This is a genomic window from Streptomyces soli, assembly GCF_003999195.1.
In the GTDB taxonomy this organism is placed as follows: domain Bacteria; phylum Actinomycetota; class Actinomycetes; order Streptomycetales; family Streptomycetaceae; genus Actinacidiphila; species Actinacidiphila soli.
In genome coordinates this window covers 1-18,625 of the sequence record NZ_RJVR01000338.1, presented here as the reverse complement: position 1 = coordinate 18,625, position 18,625 = coordinate 1, and the positions used below count along the sequence as shown (strand labels likewise).

Sequence of the window (18,625 nt, the reverse complement as noted above, 5' to 3'; positions counted from 1 at the left end):
CCTGCCTGATAGTTTATAGGGCGCATCAGGTTACGCGTTACCGGGGAGGGGACCCGCAGGATGACGACATTGAAGGCCGACCCCCGGGTGCGGCGGGCGCATCGCGCGGTCGCGACGGTGTTCGCCGTGCACGGCGCTGTGACCGGCAGCTTCGCCACCCGTATCCCATGGATCCAGGAGCACTTGGGGCTGACCACCGGCCGCCTCGGGCTCGCTCTGATGTTCGCGGCGCTCGGCGCGTCGCTGGCGATGCCGCTCGCCGCGCGGATCGTCCACCGGCTCGGCATGCGTACGGCGCTGCGCGCGCTGCTCGCCCTGTGGTGCGCGTCGCTGGCGCTGCCCGCGCTGGCCCCCGGGGCGGTGTGGCTGGGCCTGGCGATGTTCCTGTACGGCGCGAGCGCAGGCATGGCCGACGTGGTGATGAACGCCGAGGGCGTCGAGGTCGAGCAGCGGCTCGGCCGGTCCGTCATGTCGGGGCTGCACGGCATGTGGAGCGCGGGGGCGCTGCTCGGCTCGCTGTTCGGCGTGGTCGCCGCCCACGCCAACCTGGACGCGCGGGTCCACCTGTCGGTGATGGCCGCGGTGCTGGTCGCGCTGGGCGTCTACGTCTGCGGCGGTGTGCTCGACATCCGGCCGGCCCCGGAGGAGGCGGCCCCGGCGCGCTTCGCGCTTCCGCCGAGGTCCGCGCTGGTCATCGGCGCCATCGGCTTCTGCGCGGTCTTCGCGGAGGGCGCCAGCATGGACTGGAGCGCGGTCTACCTGCGGGACATCACCAACGCCTCGCACGGCGTCGCCGCCGCCTCCTACACCGCCTTCGCCTGCACCATGGCCGCCGCCCGGCTCATCGGCGACATGGTGGTCCGCCGCTTCGGCCCGGTCCGCACCGTACGGGCGGGCGGCCTGCTCGCCACGGCGGGCGGTCTCCTCGTGGTCACGGCGGCTTCCCAGCTCGCCGCGATCGCCGGGTTCGCCCTGATCGGCGTCGGCGTGGCCGTCGTGGTCCCGCTCTGCTTCGCCGCGGCCGGGCACAGTGGCCCGGTCCCGAGTCAGGCCATCGCGGGCGTCGCCACCGTCACGTACACCTCGGGCCTGGTCGCTCCGGCGGCGATCGGTTCCATCGCCCAGGCGACGTCCCTCACGGTATCCTTCGGCCTGGTCACCGCCCTGGCGGCGGGCCTGGCCCTCGGTGCGGGCGTCCTGCGTCCCGCAGCGCCGGCCGCCCCGTCAGACGCCCCGGCGCCGGGCCGCCTCGCGGAGCAGCCGTAGGCCGTTGAGGCCGACGACGACCGTGGAGCCCTCGTGCCCGGCGACGCCGAGCGGCAGGGGAAGGTGGCCGACGAGGTCGCACACCGCGAGGGCGGTGATGAAGACCGAGGCGATGACGAGGTTCTGGACGACGACGCGGCGGGCGCTGCGGGAGAGGGCCACAACGGCGGGGACGGTGGCCAGCTCGCCGCCGTCGGCGGCCCCGCCACCACGACCTACTCCGAGAACATCGGCGTCATGGCCGCCACCCGCGTCTACTCCACCGCCGCCTACTGGGCCGCCGCCTTCTTCGCGCTGCTGTTCGGCCTCTGCCCCAAGTTCGGCGCGATCGTCGCGGCGGTGCCCGGCGCCGTGCTGGGCGGCATCACCGTCATCCTCTACGGCGTGATCGGCCTGCTGGGCGCCCAGATCTGGTCCAAAACCGCGTCGACCTCCGCAACCCGCTGAAGCTGGTCCCCGTCGCGGCGGGCGTCGTCATCGGCGTCGGCGGCGTCAGCCTCGACATCAGCGACAACTTCAAACTCAGCGGCATCGCCCTCGGCACCATCGTCGTCCTGGCGGGCTACCACCTGCTGCGCGCCGTCGCGCCGCCGCACCTCAAGCCGCAGGAGCCCCCTAGTGGCTCGGCGTGAGGTTCTGCAGCCCGACCACCCGCAGCAGGCGCAGCTTCTCGTACGACTCGCTGCCGGGGCGGGCGGTGAAGAGGATGAGCCGCTGGTCGTGGTCGGAGCTGAGCAGCACCTCGCAGTCCAGCTCCAGCTCGCCGACGAGGGGGTGGCGGAAGCGCTTGACGTCCGAGCGCCGCACCGCGACCTCGTGAGCAGCCCACAGCTGCCTGAACTCCTCGCTTCCGGCACGAAGTTCGGCCACGAGGGCGTCCGTGCGCGGGTCGTCGGGGCGGGCGGCGAGGAGGGCGCGGAGGGAGGCGACGTGGCTGCGGGCGAGCCCGGGACGGTCGTCGGGCGGGATGAGGTCGCGGCCGTCGGGGTTGAGGAAGAAGCCGCGGATGATGTTGCGGTGGGCGGGCGGCCGGGCGGACATGTCGCCGAGGAGGGCCGCCGACATCGGGTTCTGGGCGAGCACGTCACCGTGGTCGCTGACCACCTGGGCCGGGGTGTCGTCGAGCCGGTCCAGTACGAGCAGCAGCCCGGGCCGCACATGGCCGGTGCCGTAGCGGTCGCGGGGCGGCTCCTCCCCCGCGAGGTGGAAGAGGTGGTCGCGCTCGTCGTCGGTGAGCCGCAGCGCCCGCGCCAGCGAGGTGAGGATCTGCCGCGACGGGCGCGGGCCGCGCGCCTGCTCGAGCCGCGTGTAGTAGTCCACCGACATCCCGGCGAGCTGGGCGACCTCCTCCCGGCGTAGCCCCGGCGTGCGGCGCCTCGCTCCCTCCGCGAGGCCCACGTCCGTGGGGGCGAGGCGGGCACGGCTGCGGCGCAGGAAGTCAGCGAGTTCGGCTCGGTCCATGTCAAGGTCCACCCAGCCAGCATCGCGCTCCCGGGCGGCGGTATCCAGGGAGTGCTGATCCCCTGATCGGGAGGTCTCTCCCGCCCGTCGCCCGGCCGACCGACGCTGGTCCCATGACGACGTTCCACGACGGGACGACGTCCCACGGCGGAAGGAGCACGACATGCTGGTTCTGGTGACGGGTGCGACGGGCGAGGTCGGGCGGCGTTTCGTGCCACGCCTGCTGCAGCACAGCGGCGGCCCGGGCGACGCCGTACGGGTGCTGATGCGGGACAAGACACGCGGCGAGCCCTTCGCCGCGCTGGGCGCGCAGGTCGCGGTGGGCGAGCTGCGCGACCTGGAGGCGGTGCGCAAGGCCGTCGCCGGAGCGGACGCCGTGGTGAACATCGCAGCCGCCTTCCGGCACGGCGAGGCGGCCGACGAGGTGTGGGCGGTCAACCGTGACGCGGCCCTGGATCTGGCGCGGGCCGCGCTGGACGCCGGCGCCGACCGGTTCGTACAGGTCAGTACGAATCTAGTCTACGGGCCCGGGCACGGGCGCCCCACCACCGAGGACGACGCGCCCGACCCGGACCCCGCCTGGGGCGCCTACCCGGCGTCGAAGGCCGAGGCCGAACGGGAGCTGCTGGCACTGCACCGCGAACAGGGACTCGACCTGCGCATCGGGCGACTGGCCTACGTCTACGGCGAGGGCGACCCGCACCTCGCGCAGTCGCTGCGCTTCGCGGCCTCGTGGGCGGCCCACAAACCGATGCAGCTGGTGCACCACGCGGACGTTGCGCAGGGCCTGCTGCGGCTGCTGCGGGCACCGGGCGTGGCCGGGCGTACGTACAACATCGCGGACGACGCGCCTGCGAGCGCGGCCGTGCTGCACGCCGTGAACGAGGCTGAGCTCCCCGAGGGGATGGCGGACCGGCAGCTGCCCGACCCCTGGGAGGGTGTGGTGTCCACGCTGCGGATCCGCGACGAGCTCGGCTTCCGGCCGATCTATCCCTCGGTGTGGACCGCGCGGGACGCGGGCGCGCTCTGAACGCCCCCAGAACCGAGTAACCGTTTCACCCGAATCGGGGACGCCACGGCGTGCGGCCGCCAAATCGACAAATCGGCTGGGACTCTGGGCGCATGACGACGGTACGCCAGCCCCCCGCAACCGACGTGGACGAGGTCCTGACCCGGATGCGCGCCCTCGACGGGGCACTCCCGCCGCACGACGGCGTCGCGGTCTTCAACCGCGTCTACCTGTCCGTCACCGAGGAGTTGCGCCGTCGGCTCGAAGCCCGGGCCTTCGCCGACCCCACCGCGGCCGCCGAGCTGGGCGCCCGCTTCGCCGCCCGCTATCTGGCCGCCGTCACCGCCGAGCCGCGCGACGCACCCGCCTGCTGGCGCCCGCTGCTCCAGCTGCGCGGCCACCGGGGCATCCGCCCCCTTCAGTTCGCCCTGGCCGGCATCAATGCCCACGTCGGCCACGACCTCGCGCTCGCCGTGGTCGACGCCGCCCGCGCCCTGGACGTCGAACCGCCCGCCCTGGAGCGGGACTTCGACCGGGTCGGCGAGCTGCTGATCGCCATCGAGGAACGCGTACGCGAGGAGCTCATGCCGGGCCCCGACCTCCTCGACATCGCCGACCCCCTCACCCACCTCGCGGGCTCCTGGAGCCTGGACCGCGCGCGGGACGCCGCCTGGGCCGCGTCCCGCGTGCTGTGGTCGCTGCGGCGGATGCCGGAGGTGTACGAGGAGTTCACCGAGAAGCTCGACACCGGCGTCGGGCTGATCGGCCGCTTCCTGCTGACGCCTCTCGACCGGTGATCAGTCCTCGTCGAGCGCGACCGGGGCGATCTCGTCGTACACATCGCCCGGCCCCGGATTCGAGGCGTCCGTCTCGCCGCCGAAGTGGTGCATCACGCCCCACACCACGTTGAGCGCGGTCTGCACCGCGCCCTCCGCCCAACCCGCCGTCCAGGAGATGTCGTCGCCAGCCAGGAAGATGCCGCGCTTGTCCTCGGGCAGGGCGTCCTGCATGAAGTGCGTGAACAGCCGCCGCTGGTAGCGGTAGTGGCCGGGGAGGTTGGCCTTGAAGGCGCCCATGAAGTAGGGCTCGTTCTCCCAGGACACCGTCACCGGGTTGCCGATGATGTGCTTGCGGATGTCGACCTTGGGATAGATCTCGCCGAGCGACTTGAGCATGACCTCCATCCGCTCGTTCGCGCTCAGCGGCAGCCACTTCAGGCTGTCGTCGCACCAGGTGTACGACAGGCAGACGGTGGCCGGCCGGTCCGGGCCGTCGTCCAGCAGATAGGTGCCCCGGGTCATCCGGTCGGTGAGGGTCATCGACATCACGTCGCGCCCGGTCTCCTCGTCCTTGTCCAGCCAGAAGGGCCGGTCGACGGCCACGAAGAGCTTGCTGGACTCCATGTAGTGAGTGCGCTCGATCGCCGTCCAGTGGTCGATCGGGAAGAGCGAGTCGTCGCAGGCGATCTTGCTCAGCAGCATCCAGCTCTGCGCCGTGAAGATCGCGGCAGCGTACGTACGAATGTCGCCGGAGGCGTCGGTGACCGTGATCCGGTGGCCGGCGGTGCGGTGCAGCCGGGTGACGGCGGGGCGGGGCTCGCCGCCGTGCAGGGACTTCAGGGAGGTGCCGTACGGGTGGTGGACGATCTTCTCCGGCTCGCGCTCCCAGAGGCGCAGCGGGAGCTGCTGGCTGCCGCCGACGATGCCGCGGTGGTCGTCGTCGGCGCCGGTGTAGACGACGCGGAGGATCTCCAGGATGGAGTTGGGGAAGTCGGTGTCCCAGCCGCCGGTGCCGAAGCCGACCTGGCCGAAGATCTCGCGGTGGCGGAAGGACTTGAAGGCCGGGGAGTCGCAGAGGAAGCCGTAGAAGGTCTGGTTGTCCAGCTTCTCGACCAGCCGGGACCAGATCTCGCGGATGCGCGGGATGTCGCGCTCCCGCATCGCCCGCTGCATGTCGGAGAAGTCGGCGCCGTCCTCCAGGCAGGCGTTCCAGGCGTGCATGACCTGGTGGTAGACCTCGGGCAGGTCGTCGACCGAGGTCGCGTAGTGCGTCTCGCCCTTGAGGTCCACGACGGTCGACGGGGTCTCCGGCGCCAGCGGGTTCGGGAAGGGCCTGGTCTCCAGCCCGGCCAGGTCGATGTAGTGCTGGAAGGCCGTGGACGAGGGCGGGAAGCGCATCGCGCCCATCTCTGCGGTCAGGGACTCGTCGCAGCCGGGGAAGCCGACGGTGCGCAGCCGGCCACCGATCTGGTCGGCCTCGTAGACGACGGGCTTGAGGCCCATCTTCATCAGCTCGTACGCCGCGATGATTCCGCTCAGCCCGCCGCCGATGACCGCGATCTCGGTGCCGTGCGCGGTCGCCGGTATGGAGCCGAGGCCCGCCGGGTGCGCCAGGAAGTCGTCGTACGCGTACGGGAAGTCCGGTCCGAACATGGTGATGGGCGGGGTGGCCTGGGCCTCGGCGTGCTGCTCGTCGTGGACGGCGGTGGGCACGGACGTCATCGGGCTGGTGCTCCTAGGAAAAGAAAGTGGCTCAGTAAAGCTCGGGGCGGCGGTCGGCCAGATACGGGTTCGCCGCGCGCGACGCCCACAGCGGCTCCGGGTCGGCGTCGGCGAGCAGCAGCTCCTCGCCCCGCCCGGCGCGGGCCCGCGCGATCCCGTCCGGGCCGGCCAGGCAGCTCAGCCCGACGAACTCGAAGTCGCCCTCCGCGCCGTGTCGGTTGACGTACGCGACGTACAGCTGGCTCTCCCACGCCCGCGTCGGGACGAGGCTCTCCGCGACGAACTCGAACGGGTGCATCTGTGCCGTCGGCACCACCAGCAGGTCGGTCCCGGCGAGGGCGTGGGCGCGGACGTTCTCCGGGAACTCCACGTCGTAGCAGATCAGGAAGCCGAGCTTGAGGCCGTGCAGCTCCGCCTGCACCACCGGGGTGTCGCCGGGGGTGAAGTACTTGCGCTCGAAGCCACCGAAGAGGTGGGTCTTGCGGTAGTTCGCCAGCCGCTGTCCGTCCGGGCCGATGAGCCGCACCGCGTTGTACGTCTCGCCGCCGGCACCGCGCTCGGGGTAGCCGTAGGCCAGCGCCACGCCGTGCGCGAGGGCGACCTCCGCCAGCCGCAGCGCGCTCGGGCCGTCGGCGGGCTCGGCGAGGCGGTGGATGTCGTCCCCGATCGCGTACCCGGTCAGGAACATCTCCGGTGCGATCAGCAGCCCGGCGCCTGCATCCGCCGCCCGGCGGGCGGCGTCGTCCAGGATCTCGATGTTCCGCTCGACGTCGCTGAGCTCTCCGGAGCTCTGGAGCAGGGCGGTGCGCAGCGGCGTCATGGAACCTCGCGTCTTCCGGGTGGTCGGGGGCCTTCAAAACGGTACGTTTCACGATCACCTACCGACAAGACGCGGACATTGCGGACCAATGACCGATCCGTTGCGTCTTTCGCCCCCGACCCGGCGATTCGTTGCGCCAGATAGCGCCGGATACCGTCGGCTTACGTCGGCGAGCCCGAGGTGTAGCGCCGCAGCAGCGGCGAGAGCACCAGTACGGACTTCGTACGCTCCACGAAGGGCTCGCCCGCGATCCGCTCCAGGACGCGCTCGAAGTGCCGCACATCCTCCGCGAAGACCTGGACGATCGCGTCCGCCTCCCCCGTGACGGTGGAGGCGGACGCGACCTCGGGGTAGCGCGCCAGGCCTCGCCGGATGTCGTCCGGCGAGGTGTTGTGGCGGCAGTAGAGCTCGACAACCGCTTCCGTCTCCCAGCCCAGCGCCGCCGGGTCCACCCGCACCGTGAAGCCGGTGATCGCGCCTGCTGCCAGCAACCGGTCGACGCGGCGTTTCACAGCCGGGGCGGAGAGCCCGACCTCGGCGCCGATGTCGGCGTAGGAGCGGCGGGCGTCCTCGGCGAGGGCGTGGACGATGCGTTCGTCGAGATCGTTCAGTCGCACAGCGGGTGGATCACTTCTCTTCGCGGGCCAGTTGGGAGCGGCGGAGGCCGTAAGCGAAGTAGACCACGAGGCCGACGGCCATCCAGCCAAGGAAGTACTCCCAGGTGATGGCGTCGAAGCTGCCCATCATCCACACGCACAGCCCGAAGCCGATCGCCGGCGTCACCGGCGAGAAGGCCACTCGGAAGGTGCGCGGCATGTCGGGCCGCTTCCTGCGCAGCACGATCACCGCGATGTTGACCAGCCCGAAGGCGAAGAGCGTGCCGATGCTGGTGGCGTCGGCCAGCGCGCCCAGCGGTACGCAGGCGGCCAGCACGCCACAGAACAGCGACACTATGCCGGTTCGTGCCACGGGGGAGACTCCTTTGTCGCTGTCGGCTTCAGGCGGCGGCGACCGGAGGGTGGGGACCGCCGAGGGTCGCCACCGCTCCACGTACGAGGCACGACCCTATGAGATGACCGACGAGTCCCGTAATGCGGGTCTATTGCGTATCTGCGGATGATCGTTGCGCGAAAGCCCCGGTAAGCGCCGATTCATTGTTCGGTCACCGGGACTGCACGCACCCACGTACGGTCCGGCGTGAGCACCGCCTCCACGGCGAGACCGGCCTCTGCCAGAGCCTGCGCGAACTGCTCCTCGGTCAGCCGCCCGGAGACGAAGGTGTGGGCCCAGCGGACGTCCGGAAAGACGTATTCGAAGAGGTTGGAGTACGTGTCCGGGCCGATCGGCTCCGACGCGACCAGCCTGAAGACGGCGTCGCCCCGCACGCTCTCGCGGGGGATGTTTCCCGGGTCGTGCCAGTCCTCGCCCTCGCGCTGGACGATGACGAGCCCGCCATCCGCGACATGGCGGCGGCAGGTCCTCAGCAGTCCCCGGCGTACCTCCGGGTCGCCGGCGTTGACCAGGAACGAGGCGAGCAGCACCACGTCGAAGCGCTCGCCCAGGTCCAGTTCCTCGATGGCGGCGCACACCGTGCGTTCCGCCCCGACGACCCGTTCCAGCATCTCCGGCGACTCGTCCACGGCGGTGACGGTGAAGCCCCGCTCCGAGAGTGGGCGGGTCATCCGGCCCACTCCGCAGCCGAGTTCGAGGATCCGTGCCCCGGCGGGCACCGCCGCCTCGATGATCTCGGGCTCGTCGCCGATCGTGAGTCTGGCCCACAGCTCCACCGCGCAGCCGTCCGGTGTGATCGCCCCGGGGCCGGTGCCCGCATAGCCTTCGCGCATGCGTTGTGTCATGCCCGCCATGGCATCAGGCACTGGACCGCGACGGCCATTCCTTCGGCCCGAGCCGAATGGAACGGCTGCCGCGTTGCTGATCCACCGTCACTACCAGCTGGCGTGCAGCGGCTTGCCCTCGGCGTATCCGGCGGCGCTCTGGATGCCGACGACGGCCTTCTCCTCGAACTCCGCCAGCGAGGCCGCGCCCGCGTAGGTGCAGGAGCTGCGCACCCCGGCGATGATCGAGTCGATCAGGTCCTCGACGCCGGGCCTGGCCGGGTCCAGGAACATCCGCGAGGTGGAGATGCCCTCCTCGAACAGCGCCTTGCGGGCCCGGTCGTACGCGGACTCCTCGCTGGTGCGGTTGCGCACGGCACGGGCCGAGGCCATGCCGAAGCTCTCCTTGTACAGCCGCCCGTCGGCGCTCTGCTGCAGGTCGCCCGGGGACTCGTACGTGCCCGCGAACCACGAGCCGATCATGACGTTGGACGCGCCCGCGGCCAGCGCCATCGCGACATCGCGCGGGTGCCGGACACCGCCATCGGCCCAGACATGCTTGCCGTGCTTCTTCGCCTCGGCGGCGCACTCCATGACGGCGGAGAACTGCGGGCGGCCGACGCCGGTCATCATGCGGGTGGTGCACATGGCGCCAGGTCCGACGCCGACCTTGATGATGTCGGCGCCCGCCTCGATGAGGTCGCGTACGCCGTCGGCGGCGACGATGTTGCCGGCCACGATCGGCACCTGCGGGTCGAGGCCACGCACGGCGCGCACCGCGGAGAGCATCGACTCCTGGTGGCCGTGCGCGGTGTCGACGACGAGGGTGTCCACGCCCGCGTCGAGGAGTTGCTTTGCCTTGCCCGCCACGTCGCCGTTGATACCGACGGCGGCGGCGATGCGCAGCTTGCCGTTCTTGTCGACGGCGGGCTCGTAGAGGGTGGCGCGCAGCGCGGCCTTGCGGGTGAGGATTCCCACGAGCCGGCCGTCCGCGCCGATGGCGGGGGCGAGCTTGCGGTTGGCGTCCTCGAAACGGTTGAAGGCCTCGCGCGGGTCTATGTCCGCGTCCAGCAGGAGCAGGTCCCGGGACATGACCTCCGACACCTGCGTGAAGCGGTCCACGCCGGTCAGGTCGTGCTCGGTGACGATGCCGAGCGGGCGGCCGTCCTCCACCACGACGCCCGCGCCATGCGCCCGCTTGAACAGCAGCGACAGCGCGTCGGCGACGGTGGCGGTCGGGGCCAGCGTGATCGGGGTGTCGAGGACCAGGTGACGTGCCTTGACCCAGCTGACCACCTCGGTGACCACGTCGATCGGGATGTCCTGCGGGATCACCACCAGGCCGCCACGCCGGGCGACGGTCTCCGCCATGCGGCGGCCCGCGATGGCCGTCATGTTCGCCACCACGAGCGGGATCGTTGTGCCTGTGCCGTCCGGAGACGCGAGGTCCACGCCCTGGCGGGATCCCACCGCGGAGCGGCTGGGGACCATGAAGACATCGTCGTACGTCAGGTCGTACGGAGGCTTTACATCATCGAGGAAACGCATGCCAACTCTCTCACCTGCGAATTTACGGGGTGGCGGGTGGGGAGTCAGCACCCGGTCCGGCCGCGGCTCCTACGCCATCATCGCCGATGTCACCACCTCCTGGCGAACCACCGCCGCCATGTGTGTGCCTTCCACCAGGTACTCGGCGGGCTGCTTGTCGATTCAGCCAAATGAGCTGCCGGCCGGTTGCAGTCCGGCGTAGACGCCCCCGCGACGCAGCAGGTCCTCGTGGGTGCCGACCTCGGCGATCCGTCCCGCGTCCATGACCACGATCCGGTCGGCGCCCTGGATCGTGGAGAGCCGGTGGGCGACGACGAAGACAGTGCGGCCCCGGACAAGGCGGGCGAGGGCCTGCTGGACCAGGGCCTCGGAGCGGGTGTCGAGGGCCGAGGTGGCCTCGTCGAGGATGAGGATCCGGGGGTCGCGGATGAGGGCGCGGGCGATCGCGAGGCGCTGTTTCTGGCCGCCGGACAGGCGGGCGCCCCGTTCGCCGACGACGGTGTCCAGGCCCTGAGGCAACTGCTCGACGAACTCCAGGGCGTTGGCGTCGCGCAGCGCGTCGCGCACCCGGTGCTCGTCGGTGTCGGGCATTCCGTAGGTGACGTTCTCCCGGATGGAGCCCTCGAAGAGGATCGACTCCTGCGGGACGACCGACAGGAAGCGGCGGTAGCTGCGCAGGTCGAGGGTGGCCATGTCCGTGCCGTCGAGCCGGATGCGCCCCGAGGTCGGCCGGATGAAGCCGATGAGGAGGTTGAGCACGGTCGACTTGCCCGCACCGGAGGCGCCGACCAGCGCGACGGTCTCGCCGGGGCGGGCGCTGAGGCTGAAGTCCTCGACGGCCGGCCCGTCTGTGCCCTCGTACGAGAAGCCGGCGCCCTCGAAGTCGATGCGGCCCCGGACGTGCTCGACCTGGGCCTTGCCCGCGTTGTTCTCCAGGTCCGGCGCCTGGAGCACCTCGCCCGCGGAACGCACCGATTCCAGGGCCCTGCTGATGACGGGGGTGAGGCCGAGCAGGGTGGTCACCGAGCCGGTGAGGACGGTGAAGAAGGCGCTGAGCATGACGACGTCGCCCGCGGTGATGGGCAGCCAGCCGTGGTACGAGACCAGTGCGGATCCGGCGAGGCAGGCCACGCCCAGCGTGTTGAGCAGGATCCAGGCCAGCGCGCCGAACCGGCCGTTGACCAGATCAAGGCGCAGGCCGGCGACGAAGACCTGGCGCAGTGAGCCGTCGACCCGGCTCAGCGCCGTCCGCTCCAGGCCGTGGGCCCGGGTGATGGGGATCAGGCTGGTCATCTCGCCGACCCGGGAGGAGAGCCGCTCCACCTCCTGGCGGAAGGACTCGTTGTGACTGCGCAGCCGGCCCCTCAGCCGCATCACCAGCACCCCGGCCACGGGCACGACGACCAGGAAGACCGGCAGGAAGGACGGCACACGTATGCCGATGACGACGAGCCCGCCGATCAGGGTGGTGACCGCGGCCAGGCCCATGTCGGCGCACTGCTGGATCCCCTGCTCGATCGTCTCCACGTCCCGGATCACCTTGGCCTGCAACACCCCGGCGCTGGTGCGGGCGTGATAGCCGATGGAGAGCTGCTGCATGCGTCGGCAGAGCGCGTCGCGCAGAGTAGTGCCCATGCGGCGGACGCTGCTGCCCACGCAGCGGACGTACAGCAGATGCAGCGGGTAGTTGAGCAACAGGATGACAAGCAGCGCTATCGCGTTGAACCAGAGACCGGACTCCGGGCCGTGCTGGACGACCACGTCGATGATGTTGGCGGTGATGAGGGGAAGCAGCCATACGGGGCTGTGTTTGACGACGAAGGCGGCGATGGCCAGGAGCAGTCGGCCCCGGTCGGGCCGAAAAAGATAGCCCAGCGTACGCACCGGATGTTCGCCCCGGTAGCGGTGATCCAGAGTGCCGAACTGCTGCCGAGGGACGGAAACCGGTCGCTGCATGGGGACAGCCAAACCCGTCGTCGGACGGCCCGCAACCCCCCTGATCCAGGGTCTTTTGGGCACCCCGTCGTTGACCCTCTGCTTTCGCGGCACCCAACGTCGCCTTCGTCGTGGACGACGTCACCGGCCTCTGCTGCGCGTACATCTCGCGCGGCGTCGAGCAACAGGCTTCCGCCGACGGCCGGTTGTGCAACCGTGCGGTGCGGCACCGCGCTTCGTAGCGCGAGGCGTAAGCCCTCAGCACGCGCTGGAGCGCGGGCATCCGGCCTCGGGTTCGCTGCCGCCACCGAGGGAGCCGACGGCGGCCTCGAGAGCGGCGAAGCCGTCGTCGCCCAGCGGTTCGGCGATCCGCCGGCGCACTGCCTCCGCCAGCACGCCGACGGCGGCGGACGCGGTGCGCCGGCCCAGCTCCGTCAGGGCCGCGAAGGTGACGCGGCGGTCCGTACGGGACGGGCGACGCTCGACCAGACCGGCGTCGGCGAGGCGGTCGACCACTCCCGTGGTTCCCGCGGTGGAGAAGCCGAGGAGCTCGGAGAGCTGCCGCATCGGGGCCGCCTGCTCCGGGGACTCGGCCAGGAAGCACACCACGTGGAGCTCCGACGGCGGCAGGCCGACCTCGTCGTGGACGTCGGCCAGCAGCTGATCGGTGATCCGCCGGAGGCCGCCGTCGATGACGCGCCAGCGGCGCAGCACCTCGACCTCCTCGGCCCCGGGACAGACCCCCGCCTCGTCCTCAAGCCGCGTCGGCTCCCCCATGTCCTGGCTCCCGTCCTGTCGTCTTGTGCGAGGTCATCGCCCTTGCCGAGGGTAACTCAGCCAGCTATTATCTCGGCAGCTACCTAATAGATATCTTTCCATTGAAAACTCAATCGAACTCCTGCTCCGCTCGCCCGCGTCACGGAAGGCACGATCGACCATGTCCGACACCACCGCTGGTTCCCGGCACGCCATACCCCTGACCGACGTCGCTCCCGGCCGCTGGACCCTCGACCCGGCCGGCTCCACAGTCGCCTTCGAGCACAAGTCGATCTGGGGTCTGGTCAACGTCAAGGGCACCTTCACGAAGATCAGCGGAGAGGGTGAAGTGCTCCCCGGCGGTTCCGCCCACGGCACCTTGACGATCGACGCCGCTTCCGTGGACACCAAGCACAAGAAGCGCGACATCCACCTGCGCTCGGCCGACTTCTTCGACGTCGACAACCACCCGTCGATCACCTTCACCGCGACCGGCGTCGCCCCGAGCGGCAAGGGGACCGTCGAGGTCGCGGGCGAACTGACGGTGGCCGGCGCCAGCGGTCCGCTCGCCTTCACCGCAGAGGCGACCGAGGCCACGGCGGATGCGGTCACACTCACCGCCGGCCTCCTCGTCAACCGCAAGGACTTCGGCGTGACGTGGAATCAGCTCGGCACCATGAAGGACATCTCGACCCTCGCCATCACCGCGCGCTTCACCCGCCTGCCCGCTTGATCCGAGCTCCGGGGCACGGTGTGAACGGAGCATGCCTGCCCCGGACCAACAGCCCGGCCGCGGCCCCGTCACGAGGGGCCGCCGCCGGGCTCATCCCTGTCCGCCGCCTGCCGGTTCCTCCAGGAGGACGGCGACGCACGCGCCGTCGCTGACCGCGTCCGCGAGGATCTGCTCGGCGATGACCCAGTCATGCGGGTGCTCCGCCGCGTACTCCTGCCACCCCCGTACGAGCACGAGCCACCCGGCGGCATCCTGCTCCGGCCACCAGCTCGGGTCGCCCAGGCACTCGTCCAGCGCGTCCCAGTTGCGCCCGAAGTAGTCCGGCAACCGCAGGTCCGCCGCGCACCGGTCCATGAACCCCGGCTTGTCCCGCACCCCGGTCAGGTCGAGCAGGTCCGTACGCCACCCGGCCGCCCGCGCCGCCTCCTGCGCCTTCGGAGCCGACAGCTCGGCCACGGACCAGGGCAGCACGGCGGGCGGCGCGCTGCCGTCGAGCACGGCGAGCAGGGCTTTCGTCATCGCAGAACCGCCTTGAAAGAGCCGTAGTGGTCGTCGGTGTAGTAGTACTCGCCGCCCTCGCCCGTCACCATGCGGCGGGCGCCGCGATCGCGCTCCCCCGGCGTGCGCACCGTGTACTCGTGGTAATAGCCGCGCTTCCGGCCGGGCAACAGCCCCTCGAAGTTGCCGAAGACCGCGCCGTCCTTGGCGTACGGGAACGGGCCGCCTGCGTCGATCAGCTTCAGCGTCGCGCGGGCCTCGGCGGGCAGCTGCGTCTCGCCGACCGCCGTCGCGGTCACCGAGGTGGTCGTGGCTGCCGTCGGGCCGGTTCCGGTGTCGCTGCCCTGGGCGGCGCAGCCGCCGATCAACAGCAGCAGGCACGCCAGCAGGGCACCGGGCACGGACCGTGGGGACATGCGGCGATGCTCCCACAGGGCCCGCGGCGAGGGCCGTTACGACCCGTCGGGGTCGGCGCGGTCGAGGGCGGCCCGCGACAGCGGATCGGTGGAATGCAGAAGGTAATCCGCTGCCGCGGTGTCGGTGACGAGGCTGGTGACCAGGCCGGACCGAAGGACGGCGTCGATGGCGCCGCCCTTTCGGCGGCCGCCCGCGATGGCGAGCACTTCGGGGATGCGGCGCAGCCGGTCCGCCTCGATGGTGATGCAGCGTTCGCCGAGGTCGCGGCCGATGCGGCGGCCCTGGGCGTCGAAGAGGTGGGAGGACATCTCGGCGGCGACGCCGAGGGAGGCGTAGTGCTCGCGTTCCTTGTCGGTCAGGGCGTCATGCACCGTGGAGATGCCCGCCTCCCAGGAGCCGACAGAGACCACGGCGACGGTGACCTTGTCGAAGTAGCTCATGGCGGCGGCGATGCCACTCTGCGCGCGCAGAGCGGCAGCGGTCGTCGCGTCGCCGAGCACCATGGGGGCGTACATGGGGTGTGCCTCGCCACCGGATACGGCGGCGGCGGTGCGGACGGCCTCGACGGAGCCGCGGTCGGCGGTGCCTGCGTCGTAGACACCGGTGAGCTGGACGACGGTGCAGGGGGGCAGCCGGTCGAGGGCGTTGGCCATGGTGATGATGGAGCGGCCCCAGGCGAGGCCGAGGACGTCGCCCTCGTTGACCAGTTCGCCGAGCAGGTCGGCGGCGACGGCGCCGAGGTTCTCCGGGTCGGGGCCGTCGCTCTCGTCGGCCGGGGACTCCACGACGACGGCGTGCCGCAGACCGTAGCGGGCGCGGAGCGCGTCGGAGCGTTCGGCGTCGAGCTCGGCGGGGACGCGGATCTCGATGCGTACGAGATCGCGCTCGAGGGCGGTCTCCAGGACCCGGGCCACCTTGAAGCGGCTCACGCCGAACTCCTCGGCGATCTGGATCTTGGATTTGCCTTCCAGGTAGAAGCGGCGAGCCATCGCTGCCGCCTGGACCATCTCTCCTGGGCCCATGCGCACCTGCGTGCGGCCTGTGGTCACGTCGCTCTCCCGTTTGCCCATCTGATCGGCTCCGCGCTCATCCTCGCACGATCGCGAGAGGTTACGGGCACGTAGCCCGTGTGGTCCGGTCTCAGTGGGCGCAGGCCGCGGCGGCCTGCTTGCGCAAGCCACGTACGGCCTCTGCCGGGTCCTCTGCGCCGTAGACGGCCGACCCGGCGACAAAGACATCGGCACCGGCCTCGGCGCAGCGCTCGATGGTCGACGCGGAGACGCCGCCGTCCACCTGGAGCCACAGCTGGAGGCCGTGCTGGTCGATGAGGCGGCGGGCCCGGCGGATCTTCGGCAGCATGATGTCGAGGAAGGCCTGGCCGCCGAAACCGGGCTCGACGGTCATGATCAGCAGCATGTCCAGCTCGGGCAGCAGGTCCTCGTACGGCTCGATCGGGGTGGCCGGCTTCAGCGCCATCGAGGCCCTGGCGCCCTTGGCGCGGATCTCGCGCGCCAGCCGTACGGGGGCGGCGGCGGCCTCGACGTGGAAGGTGACGGAGCCGGCGCCCGCCTCGATGTAGGCCGGGGCCCAGCGGTCCGGGTCCTCGATCATCAGGTGGCAGTCCAGCGGGGTCTCGGTCGCCCTGCTCAGCGATTCGACGACCGGCACACCGATGGTGAGGTTGGGGACGAAGTGGTTGTCCATCACGTCGACGTGGAGCCAGTCGGCGCCCTCGACCGCCCGTGCTTCCTCGGCGAGGCGCGCGAAGTCGGCTGACAGGATGCTGGGGTTGATCTGCACGGCCATGTTCCCAGTATGGCGGTGCCCGGCGGTGAGCGACGCCACGGGTCTCGGCTCGGCGAACCACCCTCCGGCGCCTGCCCTCGCATGCCATGCTGAGCGCAGAAACTGAGCACTCCTCGGGGACGGCTCAGCCCCCGGCAGACACAGGTGTAGGTTCCGATATCGCCTAGCCCATCCCAATCGCCTGACCTCGGGTTCCTGACTTGTCTCATCCAAGGGCCAGCCACATTTGTCTCACGATCTTGGCCCCTGGACGGTGCAGACGGCGAGGGGCGGTCGGGTGCCTCATACAGCGGCGAACCATGATCCCGTGCGGCGACAAGACACGTTGTACCTTCCGGCCGGTCGTGGTCGCCGAAGGGGATGTCAGCGTGGCGGAGGCGTCAGGGGTGGCCTGTGACTGGGTCCGGTACAGGAGTTCGGGGCTTTGTCCCATGAGTTCAGGGAAACCGAACCCTTCAGCGAGACCCACGGGGCGGTAAGTCTGCTTCAGGGGCCGCCGAGTTTGGCGATTCCCACCAGGGGATCTCATGGACGGGTTTCCGTCGGGGTGGTGGTGGATCCAGGACAGACCACCAAGGTCGAGGCGGGTGCAGGTCCGGGTGACGGCGACATACGCGAGGCGGGATTCGGCGTCGTCGATCGGGCCGGGAACGGGGTGGCCGTTGTCATCCTTCTGATCGCTGTCTTTGGGCGGGGTAAAGTCGTCTGCGATCTTCACATTCGCCCATTCGCGGCCCTTGGCTTTATGAGGAGACGGCCAGCCGGTTCGCCTGTTCCGGGGTCCCGGCCATCGCCCCGGCGGCGCCGACGGCCATCAGGATGAGGACCGCGTCGTTCGTGCCCAAGGTCCGGGGACTGCGTCGGCACAGCATTCGGGTGGCCGTCCGGCCCAGCTCGCCGAGCAACCGCCGGGCCAGCGCGGGTTCGCGGTACTCCTCCAGGTACTTCATCGTGGGCGGGGTCCCTTCAGGTGCGCTCGACGGTTAGTTCGAGGAAGTGGGTGGAGCAGGAGATGCACGGGTCGTGGTTGCGGATGGCCCGTTCGCACAGGGCGGTCAGTTCGGCGTCGCCGGGGTCGCCGTCGTCCATCGCCGCCTGTACGAGGCGGCGCAGGTCCTCCTCGATCGCCCCCTGGTTTTGAGCGGTGGGCGGGACGAGGCGGGCGTCGGTCACTGTGCCGTCGGCGTCGAGCGTGTAGCGGTGGTAGAGCAGGCCGCGCGGTGCCTCGGTGGCGCCGTGGCCGGTGCCTGCGCGGGGCGGTACGTCGACGGAGGGGCGGGGCGGCGGCTCGTAGGCGTCGATGATGCGCATGGCCTCGTCGACCGCGTACACCACCTCCACCGCCCGGACGACGATGCTGCGGTTCGGATTGCGGCACACCGGCCCGAGCCCGGCCTCGCGGGCGGCCTGGCGGGCCGGCCGGGACAGCAGCGGGCTGTTGACGGCGTAGCGGGCCAGCGAGCCGGTCAGGTGGCGGCGGCCGTCGAGCTCCGCCTGCAGCGCGGTGGAGTGGGGTACCTGCCGTTCGACGACATGCTCGCCGAAATCGCCCACCGGGAAGGTCCGCTGTGGCCCGCTGTCGCCGGGCAGCACGGTCGGCGTGCCCGAGGCGATCGCGTAACGGCCGGGCTCGGCCAGGGCGAGGAAGTCCTCGTCGCAGTGAGCATCGGGGAAGTCGAAGCTGCTGACCCAGCGCACGGTGGCCCACGCGTCGTCCATGGCCTGCTTCAATCGCTCGTACAGCGGCCGGAGTTCATCACGGGTGGGGGTGCGGTGGAAGCCGCCGAGCCGGACGTTGACCGGGTGGATGGCCCGGCCGCCGAGCAGTTCCATCAGCGCGTTGCCGGTCTGCTTCAGCCGCAGTCCTCGCTCGACCTCGGCGCGATGGGTGCGGGCGAGGTCGATGGCGCTGTCGCGGCCGAGGAAGTCCGGGGCGTGCAGGAGATAGATGTGCAGGGTCTGGCTCTCGATCCACTCCCCGCAGTACAACAGCCGTCGCAGCTCGGCGAGTTGGCCGTCCACGGTGATCCCGCAGGCGTC

General features: G+C 71.0%; 18 protein-coding genes and 4 pseudogenes. 5 read left to right on the top strand and 17 right to left on the bottom strand.

What is annotated here, in order from left to right:
• Positions 1-60 precede the first annotated feature (60 nt).
• Positions 61-1,266 (top strand): MFS transporter, encoded by a 1,206-nt coding sequence (locus EFK10_RS41005; protein ID WP_127360736.1) that lies wholly within the window; start codon positions 61-63, stop codon positions 1,264-1,266.
• On the opposite strand, the pseudogene EFK10_RS41000 reads toward EFK10_RS41005, so the two are convergent.
• Positions 1,225-1,452 (bottom strand): annotated as a pseudogene (locus EFK10_RS41000) (heavy metal translocating P-type ATPase); the annotation flags it as partial. The gene EFK10_RS41005 and the pseudogene EFK10_RS41000 sit on opposite strands and share 42 nt — an antisense overlap.
• On the opposite strand from EFK10_RS41000, the pseudogene EFK10_RS40995 reads away from it, so the two are divergent.
• Positions 1,366-1,898: pseudogene (locus EFK10_RS40995) on the top strand (solute carrier family 23 protein); the annotation flags it as partial. The pseudogenes EFK10_RS41000 and EFK10_RS40995 overlap by 87 nt on opposite strands.
• Here EFK10_RS40995 and EFK10_RS40990 read toward each other — a convergent pair.
• Entirely contained in the window at positions 1,882-2,727 is an 846-nt protein-coding gene (locus EFK10_RS40990; protein ID WP_127360798.1) for a helix-turn-helix transcriptional regulator, read from the bottom strand. The pseudogene EFK10_RS40995 and the gene EFK10_RS40990 sit on opposite strands and share 17 nt — an antisense overlap.
• A gap of 163 nt (positions 2,728-2,890) precedes the next feature.
• Here EFK10_RS40990 and EFK10_RS40985 point away from each other — a divergent pair, with 163 nt between their 5' ends.
• On the top strand, positions 2,891-3,757 hold the full coding sequence (locus EFK10_RS40985) for an NAD-dependent epimerase/dehydratase family protein (protein ID WP_127360735.1): 867 nt from the start codon (positions 2,891-2,893) through the stop codon (positions 3,755-3,757).
• 92 nt (positions 3,758-3,849) lie between these two features.
• A complete protein-coding gene (locus tag EFK10_RS40980) occupies positions 3,850-4,533 on the top strand; it encodes a DUF5995 family protein (RefSeq protein ID WP_127360734.1) in 684 nt (227 codons plus the stop codon).
• On the opposite strand, the gene EFK10_RS40975 is transcribed toward EFK10_RS40980, so the two are convergent.
• The 8 genes and pseudogenes from EFK10_RS40975 to EFK10_RS40940 all read right to left on the bottom strand — a co-directional run bounded on the left by EFK10_RS40975 (position 4,534) and on the right by EFK10_RS40940 (position 13,152).
• Complete coding sequence (locus tag EFK10_RS40975) at positions 4,534-6,237, bottom strand: flavin monoamine oxidase family protein (RefSeq protein ID WP_127360733.1); 1,704 nt, start codon at positions 6,235-6,237, stop codon at positions 4,534-4,536.
• Positions 6,238-6,268: 31 nt separating this feature from the next.
• Positions 6,269-7,057 (bottom strand): carbon-nitrogen hydrolase family protein, encoded by a 789-nt coding sequence (locus EFK10_RS40970; protein ID WP_127360732.1) that lies wholly within the window; start codon positions 7,055-7,057, stop codon positions 6,269-6,271.
• Positions 7,058-7,218: 161 nt separating this feature from the next.
• Complete coding sequence (locus tag EFK10_RS40965; RefSeq protein WP_127360731.1) at positions 7,219-7,674, bottom strand: Lrp/AsnC family transcriptional regulator; 456 nt, start codon at positions 7,672-7,674, stop codon at positions 7,219-7,221.
• A gap of 10 nt (positions 7,675-7,684) precedes the next feature.
• Positions 7,685-8,032: pseudogene (locus EFK10_RS40960) on the bottom strand (amino acid permease C-terminal domain-containing protein); the annotation flags it as partial.
• Between the two features lie 176 nt (positions 8,033-8,208).
• Entirely contained in the window at positions 8,209-8,913 is a 705-nt protein-coding gene (locus tag EFK10_RS40955) for a class I SAM-dependent methyltransferase (RefSeq protein ID WP_127360730.1), read from the bottom strand.
• 90 nt (positions 8,914-9,003) lie between these two features.
• On the bottom strand, positions 9,004-10,440 hold the full coding sequence (locus tag EFK10_RS40950; protein WP_127360729.1) for a GuaB1 family IMP dehydrogenase-related protein: 1,437 nt from the start codon (positions 10,438-10,440) through the stop codon (positions 9,004-9,006).
• Between the two features lie 162 nt (positions 10,441-10,602).
• Positions 10,603-12,396, bottom strand: coding sequence for an ABC transporter ATP-binding protein (locus EFK10_RS40945; protein WP_127360728.1), 1,794 nt, complete (start codon positions 12,394-12,396; stop codon positions 10,603-10,605).
• A 237-nt stretch (positions 12,397-12,633) separates the two neighbouring features.
• Positions 12,634-13,152, bottom strand: a complete 519-nt coding sequence (locus EFK10_RS40940) for a MarR family winged helix-turn-helix transcriptional regulator (protein ID WP_127360727.1) — start codon at positions 13,150-13,152, stop codon at positions 12,634-12,636.
• 160 nt (positions 13,153-13,312) lie between these two features.
• Here EFK10_RS40940 and EFK10_RS40935 point away from each other — a divergent pair, with 160 nt between their 5' ends.
• On the top strand, positions 13,313-13,864 hold the full coding sequence (locus EFK10_RS40935) for a YceI family protein (RefSeq protein ID WP_127360726.1): 552 nt from the start codon (positions 13,313-13,315) through the stop codon (positions 13,862-13,864).
• Between the two features lie 90 nt (positions 13,865-13,954).
• On the opposite strand, the gene EFK10_RS40930 is transcribed toward EFK10_RS40935, so the two are convergent.
• From EFK10_RS40930 to EFK10_RS40905, 7 genes and pseudogenes are all read right to left on the bottom strand, one after another.
• Positions 13,955-14,383, bottom strand: coding sequence for a barstar family protein (locus EFK10_RS40930; protein WP_127360725.1), 429 nt, complete (start codon positions 14,381-14,383; stop codon positions 13,955-13,957).
• On the bottom strand, positions 14,380-14,778 hold the full coding sequence (locus EFK10_RS40925) for a ribonuclease domain-containing protein (RefSeq protein ID WP_127360724.1): 399 nt from the start codon (positions 14,776-14,778) through the stop codon (positions 14,380-14,382). The genes EFK10_RS40930 and EFK10_RS40925 overlap by 4 nt, the downstream gene beginning before the upstream one ends.
• A 36-nt stretch (positions 14,779-14,814) precedes the next feature.
• Entirely contained in the window at positions 14,815-15,849 is a 1,035-nt protein-coding gene (locus EFK10_RS40920; protein ID WP_407647243.1) for a sugar-binding transcriptional regulator, read from the bottom strand.
• Positions 15,850-15,919: 70 nt separating this feature from the next.
• Positions 15,920-16,585 carry a ribulose-phosphate 3-epimerase gene (rpe, locus tag EFK10_RS40915; protein WP_127360722.1) on the bottom strand — a complete coding sequence of 222 codons (666 nt, stop codon included), beginning with the start codon at positions 16,583-16,585 and terminating at the stop codon, positions 15,920-15,922.
• 532 nt (positions 16,586-17,117) lie between these two features.
• Positions 17,118-17,333: pseudogene (locus EFK10_RS40910) on the bottom strand (DNA helicase); the annotation flags it as partial.
• A complete protein-coding gene (locus EFK10_RS53635; protein ID WP_407647242.1) occupies positions 17,329-17,535 on the bottom strand; it encodes a hypothetical protein in 207 nt (68 codons plus the stop codon). The pseudogene EFK10_RS40910 and the gene EFK10_RS53635, both read right to left, overlap by 5 nt.
• A gap of 16 nt (positions 17,536-17,551) precedes the next feature.
• Positions 17,552-18,625, bottom strand: a 1,074-nt coding sequence (locus EFK10_RS40905) for a Ni/Fe hydrogenase subunit alpha (RefSeq protein ID WP_127360721.1), incomplete at its 5' end; no start/stop codon positions are given.